Origin of the sequence: Paracoccus jeotgali (genome assembly GCF_002865605.1) — a bacterium.
Classification (GTDB): Bacteria; Pseudomonadota; Alphaproteobacteria; order Rhodobacterales; family Rhodobacteraceae; genus Paracoccus; species Paracoccus jeotgali.
The window spans coordinates 168,031-186,636 of the sequence record NZ_CP025583.1; the positions used below are offsets into that span (position 1 = coordinate 168,031).

Annotated in this window: 15 protein-coding genes and 5 pseudogenes; 14 read left to right on the forward strand and 6 right to left on the reverse strand. The window is 65.4% G+C overall.

The features are described 5' to 3' along the window. The first annotated feature begins 32 nt into the window (after positions 1 to 32). From CYR75_RS00865 to CYR75_RS00885, 6 genes and pseudogenes are all read left to right on the forward strand, one after another. On the forward strand, positions 33 to 368 hold the full coding sequence (locus tag CYR75_RS00865) for a DUF736 domain-containing protein (RefSeq protein WP_101498423.1): 336 nt from the start codon (positions 33 to 35) through the stop codon (positions 366 to 368). A 5-nt stretch (positions 369 to 373) separates the two neighbouring features. Next, positions 374 to 1,048 carry a lytic transglycosylase domain-containing protein gene (locus CYR75_RS00870; RefSeq protein WP_101498424.1) on the forward strand — a complete coding sequence of 225 codons (675 nt, stop codon included), beginning with the start codon at positions 374 to 376 and terminating at the stop codon, positions 1,046 to 1,048. Between the two features lie 619 nt (positions 1,049 to 1,667). Beyond that, positions 1,668 to 2,993, forward strand: a pseudogene (locus tag CYR75_RS16715) (relaxase/mobilization nuclease domain-containing protein); the annotation flags it as partial. Next, positions 2,988 to 3,430 (forward strand): annotated as a pseudogene (locus CYR75_RS16545) (DUF3363 domain-containing protein); the annotation flags it as partial. The pseudogenes CYR75_RS16715 and CYR75_RS16545, both read left to right, overlap by 6 nt. 165 nt (positions 3,431 to 3,595) lie before the next feature. Continuing rightward, a pseudogene (locus tag CYR75_RS00880) lies at positions 3,596 to 5,587 on the forward strand (conjugal transfer protein TraG). A gap of 28 nt (positions 5,588 to 5,615) precedes the next feature. After that, positions 5,616 to 6,050: a CopG family transcriptional regulator gene (locus CYR75_RS00885; protein ID WP_225972785.1), complete on the forward strand. Its 435-nt coding sequence runs from the start codon at positions 5,616 to 5,618 to the stop codon at positions 6,048 to 6,050. An 82-nt stretch (positions 6,051 to 6,132) separates the two neighbouring features. On the opposite strand, the gene CYR75_RS00890 is transcribed toward CYR75_RS00885, so the two are convergent. The 4 genes from CYR75_RS00890 to CYR75_RS00905 form a co-directional block, all read right to left on the reverse strand. Beyond that, on the reverse strand, positions 6,133 to 6,657 hold the full coding sequence (locus CYR75_RS00890; protein ID WP_225972786.1) for a hypothetical protein: 525 nt from the start codon (positions 6,655 to 6,657) through the stop codon (positions 6,133 to 6,135). Positions 6,658 to 6,733: 76 nt separating this feature from the next. Beyond that, positions 6,734 to 7,924, reverse strand: a complete 1,191-nt coding sequence (locus tag CYR75_RS00895) for a helix-turn-helix domain-containing protein (RefSeq protein ID WP_101498426.1) — start codon at positions 7,922 to 7,924, stop codon at positions 6,734 to 6,736. After that, entirely contained in the window at positions 7,908 to 9,296 is a 1,389-nt protein-coding gene (locus CYR75_RS00900) for a 7-cyano-7-deazaguanine synthase (RefSeq protein ID WP_225972787.1), read from the reverse strand. Before CYR75_RS00900 ends, CYR75_RS00895 begins: the two co-directional genes overlap by 17 nt. Then, positions 9,293 to 9,868 carry a hypothetical protein gene (locus tag CYR75_RS00905; protein WP_101500791.1) on the reverse strand — a complete coding sequence of 192 codons (576 nt, stop codon included), beginning with the start codon at positions 9,866 to 9,868 and terminating at the stop codon, positions 9,293 to 9,295. Before CYR75_RS00905 ends, CYR75_RS00900 begins: the two co-directional genes overlap by 4 nt. A gap of 174 nt (positions 9,869 to 10,042) precedes the next feature. Here CYR75_RS00905 and CYR75_RS15900 point away from each other — a divergent pair, with 174 nt between their 5' ends. The 5 genes and pseudogenes from CYR75_RS15900 to trbE form a co-directional block, all read left to right on the forward strand. Further along, a complete protein-coding gene (locus CYR75_RS15900) occupies positions 10,043 to 10,240 on the forward strand; it encodes a hypothetical protein (RefSeq protein WP_158644545.1) in 198 nt (65 codons plus the stop codon). A 73-nt stretch (positions 10,241 to 10,313) separates the two neighbouring features. Then, a complete protein-coding gene (gene trbB / locus CYR75_RS00910; RefSeq protein ID WP_450091379.1) occupies positions 10,314 to 11,246 on the forward strand; it encodes a P-type conjugative transfer ATPase TrbB in 933 nt (310 codons plus the stop codon). Further along, entirely contained in the window at positions 11,243 to 11,575 is a 333-nt protein-coding gene (locus CYR75_RS00915; protein WP_101498429.1) for a TrbC/VirB2 family protein, read from the forward strand. Before trbB ends, CYR75_RS00915 begins: the two co-directional genes overlap by 4 nt. Continuing rightward, complete coding sequence (locus CYR75_RS00920; RefSeq protein WP_101498430.1) at positions 11,575 to 11,856, forward strand: VirB3 family type IV secretion system protein; 282 nt, start codon at positions 11,575 to 11,577, stop codon at positions 11,854 to 11,856. The genes CYR75_RS00915 and CYR75_RS00920 overlap by 1 nt, the downstream gene beginning before the upstream one ends. 10 nt (positions 11,857 to 11,866) lie before the next feature. Next, positions 11,867 to 13,574 (forward strand): annotated as a pseudogene (trbE, locus tag CYR75_RS00925) (conjugal transfer protein TrbE); the annotation flags it as partial. A 69-nt stretch (positions 13,575 to 13,643) separates the two neighbouring features. Here trbE and CYR75_RS16680 read toward each other — a convergent pair. Continuing rightward, positions 13,644 to 14,501 (reverse strand): annotated as a pseudogene (locus CYR75_RS16680) (tyrosine-type recombinase/integrase); the annotation flags it as partial. A gap of 152 nt (positions 14,502 to 14,653) precedes the next feature. Between CYR75_RS16680 and dusA the strand changes: the two are divergent. Genes dusA through aroA form a run of 3 tightly spaced genes read left to right on the forward strand, consistent with a single transcriptional unit; the run spans position 14,654 to position 17,765 of the window. Continuing rightward, the gene (gene dusA, locus CYR75_RS00935) at positions 14,654 to 15,610 is read left to right on the forward strand and encodes a tRNA dihydrouridine(20/20a) synthase DusA (protein ID WP_264080895.1); all 957 of its coding nucleotides are present in this window, start codon (positions 14,654 to 14,656) and stop codon (positions 15,608 to 15,610) included. Beyond that, complete coding sequence (locus CYR75_RS00940; RefSeq protein WP_101498432.1) at positions 15,607 to 16,413, forward strand: sulfite exporter TauE/SafE family protein; 807 nt, start codon at positions 15,607 to 15,609, stop codon at positions 16,411 to 16,413. The genes dusA and CYR75_RS00940 overlap by 4 nt, the downstream gene beginning before the upstream one ends. Before the next feature lie 11 nt (positions 16,414 to 16,424). Beyond that, positions 16,425 to 17,765, forward strand: a complete 1,341-nt coding sequence (gene aroA / locus CYR75_RS00945) for a 3-phosphoshikimate 1-carboxyvinyltransferase (RefSeq protein ID WP_101498433.1) — start codon at positions 16,425 to 16,427, stop codon at positions 17,763 to 17,765. Positions 17,766 to 17,783: 18 nt separating this feature from the next. On the opposite strand, the gene CYR75_RS00950 is transcribed toward aroA, so the two are convergent. Beyond that, positions 17,784 to 18,491 carry a class I SAM-dependent methyltransferase gene (locus tag CYR75_RS00950; protein ID WP_101498434.1) on the reverse strand — a complete coding sequence of 236 codons (708 nt, stop codon included), beginning with the start codon at positions 18,489 to 18,491 and terminating at the stop codon, positions 17,784 to 17,786. Between the last annotated feature and the right edge of the window lie 115 nt (positions 18,492 to 18,606).

Consider the following 18,606-nt stretch of genomic DNA (forward strand, 5'->3'; position numbering starts at 1 on the left):
GCCCACCCAACCCAAAACAGAGGAGACCTGACATGTCACAGATCGGACAGTTAACCCGCGAAGAAACGGGTTTCACCGGACAGCTCCGGACGCTCACACTCGACGTCTCGCTTGCGCTCGTCCCGGTGGAAAACAGCGAGGCCGAGAACGCGCCGGCCTACCGGGTGCATGTCGATAATGCGGACGGTCCGGAGGTCGGAGCCGCCTGGAAACGCAGCGGCGAGAAGGCTGGTGAGTACTTCTCCGTGCTGCTCGACGATCCCGCCCTGCCGCAGTCGATCCGCGCCAATCTCTTCCGCGACGATGACGCCGGTGCCGCCTGGTCGCTGCACTGGAACCGTCCGAAACCCCGCGAAGACCGGGACTGACGACCATGCGGCACTGTCACATCGCGGCGCTCGTTTGCGCCTTGTTGTCGTTCAGCCAAGGCCCAACCATCGCGCATGCGGAACCCGTTCCGGCGCAGATCGCGGCACATCCCCATGGCGCCTTCATTGCCGAGGCTGCACAGCGTTTCGGGATCCAGGCACACTGGATCGTCGCGGTGATGCGCGCCGAAAGCGCCAATGATCCGCGCGCCGTCAGCCGCGCTGGAGCCATGGGGCTGATGCAGGTCATGCCTGGCACCTGGGCCGCCTTGCGCGCGCGCCTCAGGCTCGGGGAAGACCCACATGATCCGCGCGACAACATCCTCGCCGGGACCGCCTATCTGCGCGAGATGGGGGACCGTTACGGCAACGTCGCCGCCATGCTTGCCGCCTACAATGCCGGTCCCGGTCGCTACGACGCTTATCTCGAAACGGGGCGTGCCTTGCCAGCCGAGACGCGCGCCTACGTGGCGGCACTCGCCCCTCTTCTCGGCAGTGGGACTCCTTCGGAAGCGCAGATGGTTGCGCAAGCTCTGCCGCCGGACTGGCGCGATGCGGCGTTGTTCGTTGTGCGGTCCGAGCAGCAAATCGGGTCTGGCCTGCCGGGGAGCGCGCCGGGATCCGCAGCCCCGGCGGACGGGATTTTCGTGACCCCGGGCGCGGGATCGGGTGGACCATGAGCGCATGCAGGGCATCGGAATGCCACCAGGATTTGACCGGTTCGGGGAAGGCACGCCTGGCTGCGATCCCGGCGGCAGAAGCGGAAAAGGCAGGGAAGGCGGAGGGCAAGATAAAGGAAACCGGCACCCCGAGGCGCCGGTTTCCGGGCAAGCCTTTGTCTGCACACTGTTTTCGGGGCGCGGATGTGGCACCCTGTTTTCCGGGCCGTGGTGCCGCGCTTGACGGTAAGTCTCTGAATTTGGGCGGCTATTTGCGGCACTGTGCCCCGTTTTTTTGCCCGCAAGCGCCCCTTGATCCCCGGACGGCTCCATGAGCGGCGATGACGAGAACCGGTTCGAGCCGCGGCCGGGGGCCATCCGCTCGGACAGTCCGAAGGCGGGCAATGCCAAGAGCTTTCTGACCCGCGCCAAGAAGCTCGCCCGCCAGCACAGCAACCGACCCGCGCGCGGCGCGGCGCGCGCGCCCTCGGGCGTTTCCCGTGACCCTGCCAATCCCGCCGGGAAGGGCGCGAACGCGGCGGGACGGGGTGCGGAAGGGTCGGGCGTCCGGCGCGGGCGGGGCGCGGCCTTCGTCCGCGCCCGGAACCTCTCGGGCGGCTGGCGACACGGCGTGGCGGGCATGCGTCGGGTCGTCGTGAAGACCCGCTATGTCCGGCAGGCTGGCCGTAGCGGGAAGGGGGCCGCGCATCTGCGCTACATCCAGCGCGACGGCACATCCCGCGACGGCGCGCCGGGACAGCTCTATTCCGCGACCGAGGACCAGGCCGACGGCGAGGCCTTCCTCGCGCGGGGACGCGACGATCGCCATCAGTTCCGGTTCATCATCGCGCCCGAGGATGCCGCAGAACTTTCCGATCTGACAGGGCATACCCGCGACCTCATGCGCAGCATCGAAGCCGACCTTGGCACAAAGCTCGACTGGGTCGCCGTCAACCACCACAACACGGGTCATCCCCATGTGCATGTCATCCTGCGTGGTCGCGATGATCGCGGCGAAACCCTCGTCATCAATGGCGACTATCTCGCCCATGGCCTCCGGGAGCGAGCAAGCGCGCTTGCCACACTGGAACTTGGCCCGGTTTCGGAACGTGAGCAGGCCCGCAAGCTCGCGGCCGAGGTCGACCAGGACAGGTTCACGGGGATCGATCGCGCGCTGATCGCAGAGGCCGAGGGCGGTCTGCTCGACTTGCGTCCCGAACCGCAGGAGGCGCGGCGGCAGTTTGACCGGACCCTGCGTCTGCGTCGTCTGGGTCGGCTGCAGAAGATGGGCCTCGCCAAGGAACAGGCTCCGGGCGTCTGGGAACTGAACCCGAGGCTGGAGCCGACGCTGCGCGCCATGGGGGAGCGCGGCGACATCATCCGCAGCATCCATCGCGCCCTGAAGGCCGATGGACTGACCCGCGATCCCATGACCTTCGAGGTCCATGACGCTGCCCCCCAGGTGCCGATCACCGGGCGGATCGTGGACAAGTTTCTGACCGACGAGATGGGCGAGAGCCTGACCCTTGTGGTGGATGGCCTCGACGGCCGGATCCATAATGTCTCGGGGCTGGATGCCGACCGCCTCGAGGAGGCGAAGGTCGGCAGCATCGTCGAGGTCGGGCCCGCCGATGCCGCGGCCCGGCCTTCGGATCGCGCCATCGCTGCCATGGCCGAGGACGGGATCTATCGGCCGAGCCGCCACCTGGAACAGGCCCGGTTCGAAGGCCGGGTGCCGGGTGGCGATCATGCGGGCTTCGTCGATGCCCATGTCCGCAGGCTCGAGGCATTGCGCCGTGCCGGGATTGTCGAGCGGATCGATGCAGATCGATAGCGGGTCCCCGAGGACTATGCGCGCCGTGCGGCCGCCCATGACGCGGGTCGCAACCGGCAAGCGACGGTCCGGGTGCTTTCGGCCATGACGCTCGACAAACAGATCGGGGCCGATGGCGCGACCTGGCTTGACCAGCGGCTCCTGCGCGGCGATCGGTCGGACATTGCGTCTTCGGGCTTCGGGCAGGAGGTGCGCGAGGCCTCGACCAGCGCCGCGACCATCACCTCGCAAGGGGCGATGCGACGCGGCAGGGGGCGCGCGTCCTCTACCGCCGCAATCTGCTGGCGACCCTGCGCGACCGCGAACTCGCCCGTGTCGGGGCATCCCTCGCCGAGCGCAAGGGACTCGCCTTCCGTCCAGCTGCCGACGGCGCACGGGTCAGCGGCACCTTCACGGGTACCGTGCAGCTCGCAAGCGACAAGTTCGCGCTGGTCGAGCAGAGCCAGGAATTCACGCTGGTCCCGTGGCGCCCCGTCATCAATCCCCGGCTGGGGCGCGAGGTGACAGGTGTTGTGAAGGGCGGGTCGATCTCCTGGCAACTCGGGCGAGGGAGGGGCCTTGGGGTCTGAACTGCTTTGCATAGAAAGGTCCGTGTGCCTCGCGCGGGATCCGGACAAGACTGTCCCATGTTCCGCCCTTCCTATCCGGGACTTCCCCGCGCACGACTTCTCAGTTGCCATCATCGCGCTTCTCCAGCCCCAGATGCGGTTCACGCAAGTCTTGCAGGAGCGCGCATGCGGGGAGGCCGGATCCTCTGGGGCCAGATCATCACGGTGTTCACGATCGTCCTCGTGATGGTCTGAGCGGCGACGCAGTGGGTGGCCTTTCGCCTCGGCTTCCAGCCCCAGCTTGGCGCGCCCCGGTTCGAGGCAGCGGGATGGCCCGTCTACCATCCGCCCGCGTTCTTCTGGTGGTGGTTCTCCTTCGATGCTTATGCCCCGGGCATCTTCATGGAAGGGGCCGCCATCGCCGTGACCGGCGCGGCACTCGCCATCGCGGCTGCCTTCCTCATGTCGATCATCCGGGCGCGCGAGGCGCGCAACGTCGCCACCTATGGTTCGGCCCGATGGGCGGAGGCGCGGGAGATCCATGCCGCCGGTCTGCTGGGCCCCGATGGTGTGGTCCTCGGGCGTCATGAGCGGGCCTATCTGCGCCATGACGGACCCGAGCATGTCCTGTGTTTTGCGCCCACCCGCAGTGGCAAGGGCGTAGGCCTTGTGGTGCCGACCCTCCTAACCTGGCCCGGCAGCTGCATCGTGCATGACATCAAGGGCGAGAACTGGGGGCTGACGGCAGGGTTCCGGTCGCGCCATGGGCGGGTACTGCTCTTCGACCCGACCGATGCTGCATCCTCGGCCTACAATCCGTTGCTCGAGGTCCGGCGGGGGGAATGGGAGGTCCGCGATGTCCAGAACATCGCCGATATCCTGGTCGATCCCGAAGGCAGTCTCGACAAGCGCAACCATTGGGAAAAGACCAGCCACTCGCTTTTGGTCGGTGCCATCCTCCATGTCCTCTATGCCGAGCGGGACAAGACCCTCGCAGGGGTCGCGAACTTCCTGTCGGACCCGCGTCGGCCGATCGAGGCGACGCTGCGCGTCATGATGGAAACCGCCCATCTTGGGTCAGGGGGCGTCCATCCCGTCATTGCCTCCTCTGCGCGTGAGCTTCTGAACAAGTCCGAGGATGAACGCTCCGGCGTCCTCTCGACCGCCATGTCCTTCCTCGGGCTCTACCGCGATCCGGTCGTCGCCAGGGTCACGGCGCGCTGCGACTGGCGCATCAGCGATCTGGTGGAGGGGCCCGGCCCGACCAGCCTCTACCTGGTCGTGCCTCCGTCGGACATCAACCGCACCAAGCCCCTGATCCGCTTGATCCTGAACCAGATCGGGCGGCGCCTGACGGAAGAGCTGAAGACCTCGGGCAAGCGCCATCGACTCCTGCTGATGCTGGATGAGTTTCCCGCGCTCGGCCGCCTCGACTTCTTCGAAAGCGCGCTGGCTTTCATGGCGGGCTATGGCCTGAAGTCCTTCCTGATCGCACAGAGCCTCAACCAGATCGAGCGCGCCTACGGTCCGAACAACGCCATCCTCGACAACTGCCATGTGCGCGTGGCCGTCGCGACCAATGACGAGCGGACCGCGAAACGGATCAGCGATGCCCTCGGCACGGCGACCGAGATGCGCGACTCCACCAACTATGCCGGGCACCGTCTTGCGCCCTGGCTCGGGCATCTGATGGTCTCGCGTCAGGAAATCGCGCGGCCGCTGCTGACACCGGGCGAGATCATGCAATTGCCGTCCACCGACGAGATCGTCATGGTTGCCGGCGTGCCGCCGATCCGGGCGACCAAGGCCCGCTATTTCGAGGACCCACGCTTCCGGGAACGGGTGCTGCCGCCGCCTGACCTACGAAACCAATCGGTCGCGGTCGGGGGGCTGCGGCCGTCCGACGATTGGTCTGATCTGACCCGCGCTGCGGCCCCCGAGCAGTCCGACGCTTCCGGCAACCACGCCGGCGACCCGGCGAATGCGGGCATCCGGCGCGAACCGGAACTGCCCGAGCAGGAGGAGATCGTGCCGCCTCCACCGGCCCCTGTGCAGGAGTTCGGCCTCCTCGATGACGAGCCCGATGTCGATGCGGCGCAAGCCCGTGCGATCCGGCAACGCATGCGCATGGTGGCGCGCCAGGTCGCGATGAACCCCGATGATGGCATCGAACTGTGAGGCAGCGGTCATGACACCGCGCACCCGAATGAATGTCTATTTCGACCCGCCGCTGCTGAGCCAGGTCGAGGCGGTCGCGCTGTGCCGGAACGTCTCGAAATCCGCCGTCATCGAGGCAGCGGTCGCGTCTTTTCTATCGGGTGACACGAGCGAGCGCATGGAGGCCGCGCTCTCCCGGCGGCTCGACAGGCTCGGCCGTCAGGTCGAGGGTCTCGACGAGGATCTCGCCGTCGTTGGGGAAACCCTGTCGCTCTTCATCCGCTTCTGGATGACCGTCACGCCGCCCTTGCCCGAAGCATCGCGGGACGCCGCCCGTGCGAAAGGCGCTGAGCGCTTCGAGGGGTTCCTACAAAGCCTCGGCAGCAAACTCGCTGCAGGCGACAGGTTCTTGCGTGACGTTACCCGGGACCGTGTCGGCGAGGGCGGGCGGAAAGAGGCTTATCGTGGAAATGAGGGGATCTGATCCAGTCGCAGTTTTTCTGCTGGGGAAGGATCACGAAGTTTCATACTGAACTGGCCCGATAATTTGTTGCATTCCAAAGTCCCTACGTGCGGGCCTCGCTATTCTTGAGCAAGCCTTTGTAATTCGGCAGGCAGGTACAACGGAGTGCACGCTCTAGGCCGATAAGAGCAACGATCGCGTCTCCACGCTCTTGCGGGATGCGCATCCGGCCTTCACAGAGGGCAAGGTAGATGGCCTCCGTCAGGGTCGCATCGCCAAGGCTGCGGTGTGCCACGGGATGTTGAAGCAGGTCGAGGGTCCAGCCGGGTTCTTCGCCGCCCATCCGGGCGACGGCTTGGGCACGGCCCTTTCTCTCATCGATGACAGCTCGGAGCTCTCGTCTGGCGGCCACGGCAATCGTCGCGGCTTCGCCGTCGTCGAGGGACGACGTGCCCGAGGTGAGGTCGGCAAAAAGCACATATTCGTCGTCCGTCATGGCGACGATGCTGATCTTCCCCTGGCCGACCAGACTACGCAGGAATCCGTGGTCGCCGTTCCTCCTGCCGGTTTCGGTGTCGAGTTCGTCCGCGACGATATTCGGGACCACGATGGGATTGGGAATCGCCATGAGTATTCGCTCGCCGAAGGTGCATGCGTGAAGGTTGATCAGGACGCTCGTGTCAAGGACCAGAGGTCTTGGATCGTCAATCAGGGAGCTTGAGAAGGTCATCCGGCCCACTTTCCTCAAGCTCGATCTGATCGATAATGGTGCGTACCTCCACTCTTCCGATAGTCAACAGTTCCGCAAGTTGCCCTTCCGACATGAGCTCGCGCTTCCACGCCGCATGCGCCATCAAGCTCATTCGGTGGGAGACGCGTCGGTCGGCATCACTCTTGGCCGGGTCGTTCCGATCTGCCGTCTCACCGAGAACTTCCCGAACGTCCTTCTCGGTAATTCCGCCGTTTTTTTCAAACCAGTCCCACGTGCCCTTCTTGACAAGTTCCAGTTCCTCCAGTCGCAGGACACAGGCTTGACGGGAGATATTGTATTGATTTGCCAAAAGAATGATCAGTCGGCGCGTCGTCTTTCCGGTGATCTCTTTTAGCTGTCGGTAGCTTTCCGCGAAGCTCGACGCAGGCGTAATGAACGCCCGACCGAAGGCGTGCGCATAACGCTCCTCCCGCGACAGGAACTTTTCGTCCTCGTCGAGCACCTCGGGAGAGTGCCGCGTCCCGTAAAAGTGCCCGAGCTCGTGCGCGGCAGATTGGATGCGCCTGGGGAGAGGGTGGTTCGCATTCAGGAAAATGCAGGCACCTACGCCCTCTTCATACGTGAACAAGCCCGCGACCTTCGAGCTTGACGACAAGCGGCGCTGATACAGCCGAATACCAAGGCCCAGCTCAATGACCGAGAAAATATCCGCGATCGGCCCTGAACCCAGACCCAACCAGTCACGAAGCTCCTGAGCATGCCGTTCGGCCAGTGCGACGACATTGCCCGTGTTGACGCCGCGCTCAGGGGGATAGTTTCGTCTCCGCTCGATACCCAGCACGTTTTCCAGTTCGACATCCGCTTTGATCAGCCTGTTGAAGATTTGGACGGCCTCAGCGGTGTCCTTGTCTTCGGTCTCCCGGAGCTTGCGGAATCGCGGCACAAGGTCGGTGTGCACAGCCTCCCGCCGCAGGAGTGCGTTGACCGAGACGCCATAGTGGCGTGCCAATGACTGCATCTCTTGAATGCGAACACGGCGGACGCCTTTTTCAATGGAAACGAGGGTTGGCCGCGACATGCCAATGACCTGGGCAGCCTCATCTTGTCGAATGCCTGCGTTCTCCCGCGCCAGACGTAGCCGACGTCCAATCTCTTGAGCGCTCAGTTCATTCAGGTCTGCCATAGCGTCCTCCCTCCATCCAGCTCCTCAAGAAGCTTTGTTTTCCTTGGGCAGACAGAAATGCCTGCCATTCTTGCGCATGGGTCATGAGCAAGGCCCTCAACCTCCCCAGCGTTTCTGCGTAGCTCGCGCCGGTGGCCGCTGCGATCTCCCAAGCATGCGCGCGGAGGTCGCTATCGGGCAGGTCAGCCATCTCGGCAAGTTGCTGAAGGTGGCGCGCGCCGACGCTCCCGTACTCTGCCATGATGTCCCGGTCGGCTTTTCGGGGGAGACAAGATAGCGCCTCGTGCAGGTCAGGGGAGCTCAGATCCGAGATGACATAGGCATCTGGCTTCTCGGTGATGCCGGCCGCGTGCATGCTCAGGCGTCGAAGCAGGCAGGCCGCGCAGAGGCCGCACTGCTTTTTTCCTCCATCCGTGTTCACGATCCGGCGGTTCTGCCAGCAGGAGCGGGCGCTCTTCAGGTCATCTTCGGCCTTGCCTGGAATCTCCAGAAAGGCGCGCAGCGTCTGCCCCTTCGTCGACCAAAGGCGCGGTTGCTCATAGCGAACCTTGTGGTTCAGCACGGACTGAACGAAGCGCTCCATGCGCCGAAAGAACGTCGGATGGTTGCGGTAGTCCGGGTAGATGTTGTGCAGAGGGAGCAGGACAGGCCCAAGCGCGCCTTGGCCGCTTTCCGGAACGATAACCTTCGTCAGGTTTGCGAGATGCGCGACGATCGCGGTCACTGCCGCGAACTGGAAACCGCGCGACCGGAAGCTGCTCTCGTTGCTGCGGAAGCCCTTCACCTTGAAGGGTATCTGCGTGAAGTAGCTATCTCCCTTCTTCCGCCGATTGCGGAAGTTGGCGACGCGAATGCAAAGCCCTTCATCCTTCGTGCCGCTGAGTGCCGACACCGCCCGAGAGTCCAGCCCATCGCTGTAGGCGATGGCGAACGTCTTGGTCGTCGGGAAGTTCAATATCCCTTGCCGATCTCCAATCGGGGAGTGGTTCTCCGCCTGCACAAACGTGAACTGCCAGTCGTCACCCGTAAGGTGTCGCAGCACACTCACGAGCTCTTCCTGCACAGCAGGCTTCTGCCAGGCCGTCAGGTCAATCACCGGCATCGTGAGGTGAAGGTTCCGAGACCAGCCACGCGGGCGCCTCCAGCGACGGTCCGCGAACTCAATGGCGGCGCAGATGACCAACAGATCGTAGTGCAGCGGCTGGCACCCCTTGACATCTAAAGTGTCAAGGATCGCCGCATCGAAGGTAATCTGTCGCTCGATTGCGGCAGTAACAACGCCTGGCGATTTGGTTCGGCCAAGTCTCTGCCCTTTTTCGAGAACATGCAGGTGCTTGGTCGCCGAGCCCATGATGTTGTGGTGCGCACTCACTCGTCTGGACCCTCATCTACGCCCGTCTTCTTCCGTTGTGCCTGCTTGAACGCGCGCTTATTGCCGCTAGTCAGCGCGTCACGGAGGCCGTTCCGGTCGATGCCCGCGAAGGTCTCGGCGTTCCGCTCAATACCCTTGCGGTAATCCTCCCGATTCATGTCACCTAGGTCGCGGGCGCGAATGCATTCTTCGTCCAGGCGGTTCTTGGTCATGCCGATCCAATCGACCACCGTACTTTGCAGCGCCTGATCAAGGGCCGTGTCGAGGGGCATCCGGTCGTGGAGGTTTGCCATCAGGTGCTTTCGGAGCATGTCGGTGAGCGGGGGCTTCTGACCGCTCTCGAACAGCGTCTCCATCGACGACGTGACGTCGAGGTCCATCTGCGGCCGCTCGGCGTGCCTCTTGATGGCGCTCAGGAGGCTCCTGACTTCCGACACGTCCAGATCGCCGACCATGCTGTCGCAGGCTTGGACGATGCGTTCGTCTGCGGTTGCGGCATCACTCACAAGGTCCTTGCCATACTGTTTCCAGCGGCCACTGAGCTCTGCATTTCTGAGCGGTCCATCGGTCATGGTAGCCTCCACTGTCGGACTTATGAAGAAAAAATATGACAAAGTCAAGCTAAAGGGGAAATAAGCTGACATTGGGGGTTTGATACAGTCCGTCAGGCTACTGACTTGCTAGTAGGTCACCCTTTCCTTTTAGAAGCTGCTCTGTCCTGCTCCGACGCTTGCTCGTCTTCAAACATGGACCGCAGCGAACACAGTTCGTTGATGAACTATACAGCCGCAGAAGAAATTCATTTCATTGCGCAGTCCAAAACCGTCAGGCGACATCCACCGATTTACCGCCGTGTGCCGCCGTGTGCCGCACACAGCCAAATACCTGTTGAGTCGAGCAAAAATCCGGTTCCCTTAATCGATCCCGAACCGGGGCTAAGCTGAGGCGTCCCCGCGCAATGGGGACGACATGACGGCAGATCACCGGAATTCCGAGGCAAGGTCGCGCGGGGCGCGCATGTTGCGCACGGCGCTCGGCGCGTCGATCGCTCGGCTTCTCGAGGACCCGGGCGTCGTCGAGGTGATGCTGAACCCCGACGGTCGGATCTGGGTCGACCGTCTGTCTCAAGGCCTGGCCGATACGGGGGAGCGGCTCTCTGCCGCCGATGGTGAACGCATCGTTCGGCTGGTCGCCCATCATGCCGGCGCTGAGGTGCATGCGCGGAGCCCCAGGGTGTCGGCGGAGCTGCCCGAAACCGGGGAGCGGTTTGAGGGTCTTCTGCCGCCGGTCGTTGCTGCCCCGGCCTTCGCCATCCGCAAACCCGCCGTCGCTGTCTTCACGCTCGGCGATTACGTGACCGCTGGGATCATGACCGATCACCAGGCCGAAGTCCTCCGTGGCGCGGTGACCGCGCGGGCCAACATCCTCGTGGCGGGCGGCACCTCGACGGGCAAGACCACGCTGACCAACGCTCTCCTCGCTGAAGTCGCGAAGACCTCGGATCGCGTGGTAATCATCGAAGACACGCGCGAGCTGCAATGCGCCGCCCCCAACCTGGTCGCGCTGCGCACCAAGGACGGTGTACCGACTCTCTCGGACCTTGTCCGGTCCTCGCTGCGCCTGCGGCCTGACCGCATTCCGGTGGGCGAAGTGCGCGGGGCGGAGGCCCTCGATCTTCTGAAGGCATGGGGTACCGGCCATCCCGGGGGGGTCGGGACGATCCACGCCGGGAGCGCCATCGGCGCGCTGCGCCGCCTCGAGCAACTCATCCAGGAAGCCGTCATCACTGTCCCGCGCGCACTGATCGCCGAGACGATCGATCTGGTTGCCGTTCTCGCAGGGCGCGGCTCTGCGCGTCTGCTGGTCGAACTGGCCCGCGTCGAAGGGCTCGGCACCGACGGCGACTACCGCATCACCCCCGCAACCACCCCGAAAGGACACCCCGAATGATCCGCCACGCCCGTACCCTGCAGCGTCGTGCCTCGACACTCGTAACCGCCGCCTATGTCAGCCTTCTGCTGGCCCCCGCGGCCCATGCCTCTGGCTCCTCCATGCCATGGGAGGCGCCGCTTCAGGCCATCCTTCAGTCGATCGAGGGCCCCGTCGCCAAGATCGTCGCCGTGATCATCATCATCGCCACCGGCCTCACGCTGGCCTTCGGCGACACCTCGGGCGGGTTTCGGCGCCTGATCCAGATCGTCTTCGGCCTGTCGATCGCCTTTGCTGCGTCGAGCTTCTTCCTCTCCTTCTTCTCCTTCGGCGGCGGGGCGCTGCTCTGATGGCGGCAAGCTTCGAGAGCCTCGATTCCGTTCCCGGCTTTTCCGTGCCGGTGCACCGGGCGCTGACCGAGCAGATCCTGCTCGGCGGCGCGCCGCGCTCCATCGCGATCCTGAACGGGACGTTGGCCGGGGCCATTGGCCTCGGCCTGCGCCTCTGGCTCGTCGGCATCCTGATCTGGGCCGTGGGGCACTTACTGGCGGTCTGGGCCGCGAAGCGCGACCCGCTCTTCGTCGAAGTCGGTCGCAGGCATCTGCGCCTCCCCGCCTTCCTCGCGGTGTGAGGGCGCGCTCATGATGAACCTCGCCGAATACCGCAACCGCAACGCCCGTCTCGCGGATTACCTGCCCTGGGCGGCGCTGGTCGGGCCCGGGATCGTCCTGAACAAGGACGGCAGCTTTCAGCGGACGGCCAGCTTCCGGGGGGCCGGACCTCGATTCCGCCGTCGCGGCCGAACTGGTCGCGGTGGCGGGGCGCATCAACAACGCCTTTCGGCGTCTGGGCTCTGGTTGGGCAATATTCGTGGAGGCGCAGCGGTCCGAGGCCGCGACCTATCCCGACAGCCGGTTTCCCGATCCGGCCTCGGGGCTGCTCGATGCGGAACGCAAGGCGGCTTTCGAAGAGGCGGGCACGCATTTCGTGTCAGGCTATTTCCTGACCTTCCTCTGGCTGCCTCCCGCCGAGGACGCCGCCCGCGCCGAGACATGGCTTTACGAGGGTTGTGAACAATCCGGGGTCAACCCGTGGGAACTGCTGCGGGGCTTCGTCGACCGGACCGATCGCGTGCTGTCCCTGCTGGACGGCTTCATGCCTGAATGCCGCTGGCTCGATGATGCCAAGACGCTGACCTATCTGCATTCGACGGTCTCGACCAACCGCCAGCGCCTGCGCGTGCCCGAGGTGCCGATGCTTCTCGATGCGCTCTTGGCTGATCAGCCGCTGACCGCGGGCCTCGAGCCCTGCCTCGGCGATCAGCATCTGCGCATCCTGACGCTCACCGGTTTTCCCAGTGCGACAACGCCCGGGCTTCTCGATGAGATGAACCGGCTGGCCTTTCCCTATCGCTGGTCCACCCGCGCGATCCTTCTGGACAAGACGGATGCTGTCCGCCTGCTGACCCGGATCCGGCGCCAGTGGTTCGCCAAGCGCAAGTCGGTCGCCGCAATCCTGAAGGAGGTGATGACCAACGAGCAATCCGCGCTGGTCGATACCGATGCAGCGAACAAGGCGCTCGATGCCGACATGGCGCTGCAGGAGCTCGGCGCGGATGTCGCGGGCATGGCCTATGTCACGGCCATGATCACGGTATGGGACCGCGATCCGCGCGCCGCCGATGAAAAGCTGCGGCTGGTCGAGAAGATCGTGCAGAGCCGGGATTTCACGGCCATGCCCGAGACCGTCAATGCGGTCGATGCCTGGCTTGGCTCCTTGCCGGGGCACGCCTACGCCAATGTCCGCCAGCCCCCGACCTCGACCCTGAACCTCGCCCACATGATCCCGCTCTCGGCGGTCTGGGCGGGGCCGGAGCGGAACGACCACCTCGACGCGCCGCCCTTGCTCTTCGGCAAGACGGAAGGATCGAGCCCGTTCCGCCTGTCGCTGCATATCAGCGACGTCGGCCATACTTTGGTAATCGGGCCGACGGGTGCCGGGAAATCCGTGCTTCTGGCGCTCATCGCGCTGCAGTTCCGGCGCTATGCGCAAAGCCAGATCTTCGCCTTCGATTTCGGCGGGTCGATCCGGGTCGCGGCGCTCGCCATGGGCGGCGACTGGCATGATCTGGGCGGCGCGCTGACGGATGGCGGTGAGGATGCGGTCTACCTTCAGCCGCTGGCCCGGATCGACGATCCTGGCGAACGCGCCTGGGCTGCGGGCTGGATCGCGGCGATCCTGGCCCGCGAAGGCGTGACCATCACCCCCGAAGTCAAGGAACATCTCTGGACCGCGCTGTCCTCGCTGGCTTCGGCCCCGATCGGCGAGCGCACGATCACGGGTCTTGCGACTGGTGCCTTCGTGGCGGAGGTCATGGAAGTGAAGGTCCTTGACGTCAGCATTGGCGCATGCGCGCCGGAACGCAGTCCCGACGGATTTGGAGTTGTAGGGGAAGATCGGACCCTTCGCCTTTCCGAGATGCTTGGCCTGCGCCATGACGAGGGCCCAGGCATCGAACCCGGTCGCGGCGAAGAGCGGGATCCGCTGGTCGTTGCCGGCCTTGTTGCGCGGGTCCTTGCGGTCCCGGATCAGGAGCATCCGGCGGTCCATGTCGAGATCGCTCCAGTCGGCGCGGCAGATCTCGTCCAGCCGCATCGCGGTAGCTATGGCGAACTGCACGATCCGCGTCATGGGCATCGTCAGGCGCGTATTCTCGTCAAAGCAGCGGAAGAGGCGGCCCAGTTCTGCCGTCGTCGGGCGTCGGTCACGCTCGATACCCTTGCCGATGAGACCAAGTCGCTTCAGTGCCACACGCGCCAGATCGACGCCTTCAACTCGGATCTCCAGCCCATGGACGGCAGCGGCATGGGTCAGGATCATCTTGATGACGCCAATGTCGATGCCGAGCGTCACGGGTCCGGCGCCCTGGTCTGCACGCTTGCGGCCATACTCGATGAGCTTGTGACGATCGACGTGCCCGATCTTCTCTTTCCCGAGGTCGCGCTGCAGCGTCGCGAGTGTCGCCGCCTTGCTGCGTCGGGGTGGTTTCCCTACGGCGCACATATCGGCTATATGAAGGTCAACCAAGTCACCGAAAGTGTGCAGGCGGGCCACGGACGATCGGTTGGGCGGAAGCCCCTGATCGACCAGGGTCTCGGCTTGGCGCGCCCATTTCTGGGCGTCGTCACGGCGCAGGAACGTCTCGCTCGCGTAGCGGCCCTTCCGTCTGACTTGGACCCGGTAAGCACCGGAGGGAAGCTTGGTGATCGAGGCCATTTTCGTGTGCGCTATGTGTGCAGTGAGTCGTCGAAACAGGGGATATTTGGGGCTATCAGGGCGTAGTCTGGCGTGGACACCACTCAGGCCAACGGGTTGAAGATGCAAGAAAAATGACAGAAAATCAATCACATAGACTGTCCGTGGCGCCCATGATGGACTGGACCGACCGCTATTGCCGCGGGTTTCACCGCGTGCTGTCGCGCTGGGCGCTGCTCTATACCGAGATGGTGACCGCGCCCGCGATCATCCACGGGCCGCGCGACCGGCTGCTGCGCTACGACGCGGCCGAGCATCCGGTGGCCCTGCAGCTTGGCGGCTCTGACCCCGAGGAACTCGCCCGCGCCACCGCGCTGGCCGCGCCTTACGGCTTTGACGAGATCAACCTGAATGTCGGCTGCCCGTCGGACCGCGTGCAGTCAGGCTGTTTCGGCGCGGTGCTGATGAAGACGCCCGATCTGGTGGCGCGCTGCGTGACCGCGATGATGACCGAAAGCCCGGTCGAGGTGACGGTGAAATGCCGGATCGGGGTGGACGATCAGGACCCCGAAACGGTGCTGCCCGATTTCCTGTCGCGGATGCGCGACGCCGGCATCCGCCGCATCGCCATCCATGCCCGCAAGGCATGGCTGCAGGGCCTCAGCCCCAAGGACAACCGAGAGATCCCGCCGCTGGACTATCCGCTGGTCCACCGCATGAAGGCGCGGTTCCCCGACCTGATCCTGTCGATCAATGGCGGCATCACGCCGGGGACCGAGGCTGAGCATCTGCAGGTGATGGACGGGGTGATGGTCGGCCGCGCGGCCTATCACCAGCCCTGGGACGTGCTGGGTCAGGCCGACCGGCTGTGGGGCGACACGCCGCCCTGCGCCAATCCGCTGCAGGCGGCGGACCGGATGCGCCCGCTGATCGCTGATTGGCTGGACGAAGGCGCGCGGATTCACCAGATCAGCCGGCACATGCTGGGCCTGTTTCACGGCCGCCCCGGTGCGCGGCTGTGGCGGCGGACGCTGAGTGAGGGTGCCTCGACCGCGCGCGATGCCGCGCAGGGGCTTGCGCTTTACGATCTGGCGGCCCAACAGGTGCTTCAAGCGACGGAGTCCCCATGACCGAACTGATCCTGCCTGCCGCGATCCTGGCCCTTGTGGGGGGATTTGCGGGGATTCTGGCCGGGTTGCTGGGCGTGGGCGGCGGGATCATCCTTGTCCCGGCCTTTCTTTATCTGTTCGATGCGGCGGGCTATGGCTCGCCCGATCTGATGCAGCTTTGTCTGGCGACCTCGCTGGCGACGATCATGGTGACCTCGGGGCGGTCGGTGCTGGCGCATCACCGCCGCGGGGCGGTCGACTGGCAGATCCTGCGCGACTGGGCGCCGGGGATCGCGCTGGGCGCGGCGGTCGGCGTGCTGACGGTGTCGTCGCTGCGGACGCAGACCTTGCAGATCATTTTTGGCGTGCTGGTGCTGCTGATCGCGGGCTACATGGTGCTGGGCCGGGCAAGCTGGCGGCTGGCCGAGCAGATGCCGCAGGGGCCGGTGAAATACGTGCTGTCGGCGCTGACGGGCTTCGTCTCGGTCCTGCTGGGCATCGGCGGCGGCTCGATCGGGGTGCCGCTGATGACGCTGCACGGACGGCCCATTCACCGGGCGGTGGCGACGGCGGCGGGGTTCGGCGGGCTGATCGCCGCGCCCTCGGCCGCGCTGTTCCTGCTGACGCCGGTGCAGAACGCGCCGCCCGGCACCATCGGCTCGGTCAATGTGCCGGCATTCCTGATCGTCATCGTGATGACCATGCTGACCGCGCCCCTTGGGGCCGCGCTGGCGCATCGGCTTGACGCCGGGCTGCTGAAAAAGGCGTTCGCCTTTTTCCTCGCCATCGTTGCGCTGAACATGCTGCGTACTGCCTTGCTGTGAAAGGGAAACCCATGTCGAATGTCGCCCCCAGCCCGATGTCCGCCCGCCCCGGCGGCCCCCTGACCGGCACCGCGCATGTCCCCGGCGACAAGTCGATCAGCCACCGCGCGCTGATCCTGGGGGCCATGTCGGTGGGCCGGACCCGGATCACCGGCCTGCTCGAGGGGCAGGACGTGCTGGACACCGCCCGCGCCATGCGCGCCATGGGCGCCCGGATCGAGCGGCTGAACCCCGGCGAGTGGATCGTCGATGGCGTCGGCGTCGGCGGCTTTGGCGAGCCCGAGGGCGTCATCGACTGCGGCAATTCCGGCACCGGCGTGCGGCTGATCATGGGCGCCGTGGCGACGACGCCAATCACCGTCACCTTCACCGGCGATGCCAGCCTGTCGCGCCGCCCGATGCGGCGCATCACCGACCCGCTGGCGCTGTTCGGGGCCGAGATCATCGCCCGCGAGGGCGGGCTGCTGCCCGTCACCATCCGCGGCGCGCAGGACGCGGTGCCGGTGCGGTACCAGACGCCCGTCGCCTCGGCGCAGATCAAGTCGGCGGTGCTGCTGGCCGGGCTGAACGCGCCCGGACAGACCGTGGTGATCGAGGCAGAGCCGACCCGCGACCACACCGAACGGATGCTGACCGGCTTTGGCGCGACCATCACCACCGAGATCACGCCCGAGGGCCGCGTCATCACCCTGACCGGCCAGCCCGAACTGCTGGGTCAGAATGTCGCCGTGCCGCGCGATCCGTCCTCGGCCGCGTTTCCGGTGGCGGCGGCGCTGATCGTGCCGGGGTCCGAGGTGCGGGTGCCGGGGATCAGCCGCAACCCGACCCGCGACGGGCTGTTCGTCACCCTGCAAGAAATGGGCGCCGACCTGACCTGGGAAAACCCCCGCGACGAGGGCGGCGAGCCGGTGGCCGACCTGATCGTGCGCCACTCAACCCTGCACGGGGTCGAGGTGCCGGCAGAGCGTGCCGCCAGCATGATCGACGAGTTTCCGATCCTGTCGGTCGTCGCCGCCATGGCGCAGGGCAAGACGGTGATGAACGGCGTGGCCGAGCTGCGGGTCAAGGAATCCGACCGTATCGACGCCATGGCGCGCGGGCTGCGCGACAACGGCGTCAGCGTCGACGAGACCCCGGACAGCATGACCGTCCATGGCCGCGGCGTGATCCCCGGCGGCGGCGCGCCCGCAGCGACCCATCTGGATCACCGCATCGCCATGTCGTTTCTGGTCGCGGGGCTGGCCGCGCAGGCGCCGGTGCGGGTCGATGACGGCGGCGCGATTGCGACCTCTTTCCCCGATTTCGTGCGGCTGATGCGCAATCTGGGCGCCGATCTGGGCCCGGACGCCTAGCAGGACGTTCGAGCGGCGCTAGAAGATCGAGCGGCGGTTGCGCGCCCTCATCATCGCCTGCGAGCGCTTCACCTGACCGTTCCGCGATGACAGCGCGGTGGGCATACCATGCGGCTCTCGGGTGATGGCGACGATGGAGTCGAAAAACCGGATCTCTCCGATCTCGCGGGCCAGCGGGTGGAAGGGAAAGATCTCGTCCTCATCCGTGTACCAGCTATGCATCCGGTCGATCAGCCATTTGGTGTAACCGATGAAGCTGCGCTTGCCATAGCCGCCGTCAAAGCCGGGCCAATAACTGGTATGCGTGTCCTCGACCACATAGATCCCGCCCGGCCGCAGATGCGGGAACAGGTGTCGAAAGCTTGTGATCTGCTGGTCGGTCTTGTGCCCGCCATCGTCAAGGATCAGGTCGAACGGCCCGTGACCTGCGACAAGATCGCGCAGGAAGGCCGGGTCCGCCTGATCGCCGATCTCGACATGGGTGCCGGGCAGCGCCAGATCGCGGCAGGCGGGGTCGATATCGGCAAAGACCAGATGCGCGCCCGGCCCGAAATAGCCCTGCCACATCGGCATCGAGCCGCCCTTGTAGATGCCGATTTCCAGAAACCGCAGGTCGCGGTGCTGCAGATGGCCCAGAAGCCGGGGGTAGATGTCCAGATAATGATCCATCTTCAGGATCATCCGGTCGCCGGTCCGGGTCATGTAGTCGCGGAAATAATTGGGCATCGGCGCTTTCCTGTCTGCCGGGCGACTGTGCCAGCCCGCCGGCTTGACTGGCAAGCGGTAACGTCGGGCGCGCGGGTTCCGCTGGACCATGCGCCAAAACTGCGGCATAGACAGG

Excerpts from the sequence above, each read along its gene's own strand:
- dusA (WP_264080895.1), top strand. The coding sequence starts at position 14,654 with ATGATGGACTGGACCGACCGCTATTGCCGCGGGTTTCACCGCGTGCTG.
- CYR75_RS00895 (WP_101498426.1), bottom strand. The coding sequence starts at position 7,924 with ATGGCAGACCTGAATGAACTGAGCGCTCAAGAGATTGGACGTCGGCTA.
- CYR75_RS00870 (WP_101498424.1), top strand. The coding sequence starts at position 374 with ATGCGGCACTGTCACATCGCGGCGCTCGTTTGCGCCTTGTTGTCGTTC.
- CYR75_RS00865 (WP_101498423.1), top strand. The coding sequence starts at position 33 with ATGTCACAGATCGGACAGTTAACCCGCGAAGAAACGGGTTTCACCGGA.
- CYR75_RS15900 (WP_158644545.1), top strand. The coding sequence starts at position 10,043 with ATGGACCGCAGCGAACACAGTTCGTTGATGAACTATACAGCCGCAGAA.
- CYR75_RS00950 (WP_101498434.1), bottom strand. The coding sequence starts at position 18,491 with ATGCCCAATTATTTCCGCGACTACATGACCCGGACCGGCGACCGGATG.
- CYR75_RS00885 (WP_225972785.1), top strand. The coding sequence starts at position 5,616 with ATGAATGTCTATTTCGACCCGCCGCTGCTGAGCCAGGTCGAGGCGGTC.
- CYR75_RS00890 (WP_225972786.1), bottom strand. The coding sequence starts at position 6,657 with ATGGCGATTCCCAATCCCATCGTGGTCCCGAATATCGTCGCGGACGAA.
- aroA (WP_101498433.1), top strand. The coding sequence starts at position 16,425 with ATGTCGAATGTCGCCCCCAGCCCGATGTCCGCCCGCCCCGGCGGCCCC.
- trbB (WP_450091379.1), top strand. The coding sequence starts at position 10,314 with ATGTTGCGCACGGCGCTCGGCGCGTCGATCGCTCGGCTTCTCGAGGAC.
- CYR75_RS00940 (WP_101498432.1), top strand. The coding sequence starts at position 15,607 with ATGACCGAACTGATCCTGCCTGCCGCGATCCTGGCCCTTGTGGGGGGA.
- CYR75_RS00905 (WP_101500791.1), bottom strand. The coding sequence starts at position 9,868 with ATGACCGATGGACCGCTCAGAAATGCAGAGCTCAGTGGCCGCTGGAAA.
- CYR75_RS00920 (WP_101498430.1), top strand. The coding sequence starts at position 11,575 with ATGGCGGCAAGCTTCGAGAGCCTCGATTCCGTTCCCGGCTTTTCCGTG.
- CYR75_RS00915 (WP_101498429.1), top strand. The coding sequence starts at position 11,243 with ATGATCCGCCACGCCCGTACCCTGCAGCGTCGTGCCTCGACACTCGTA.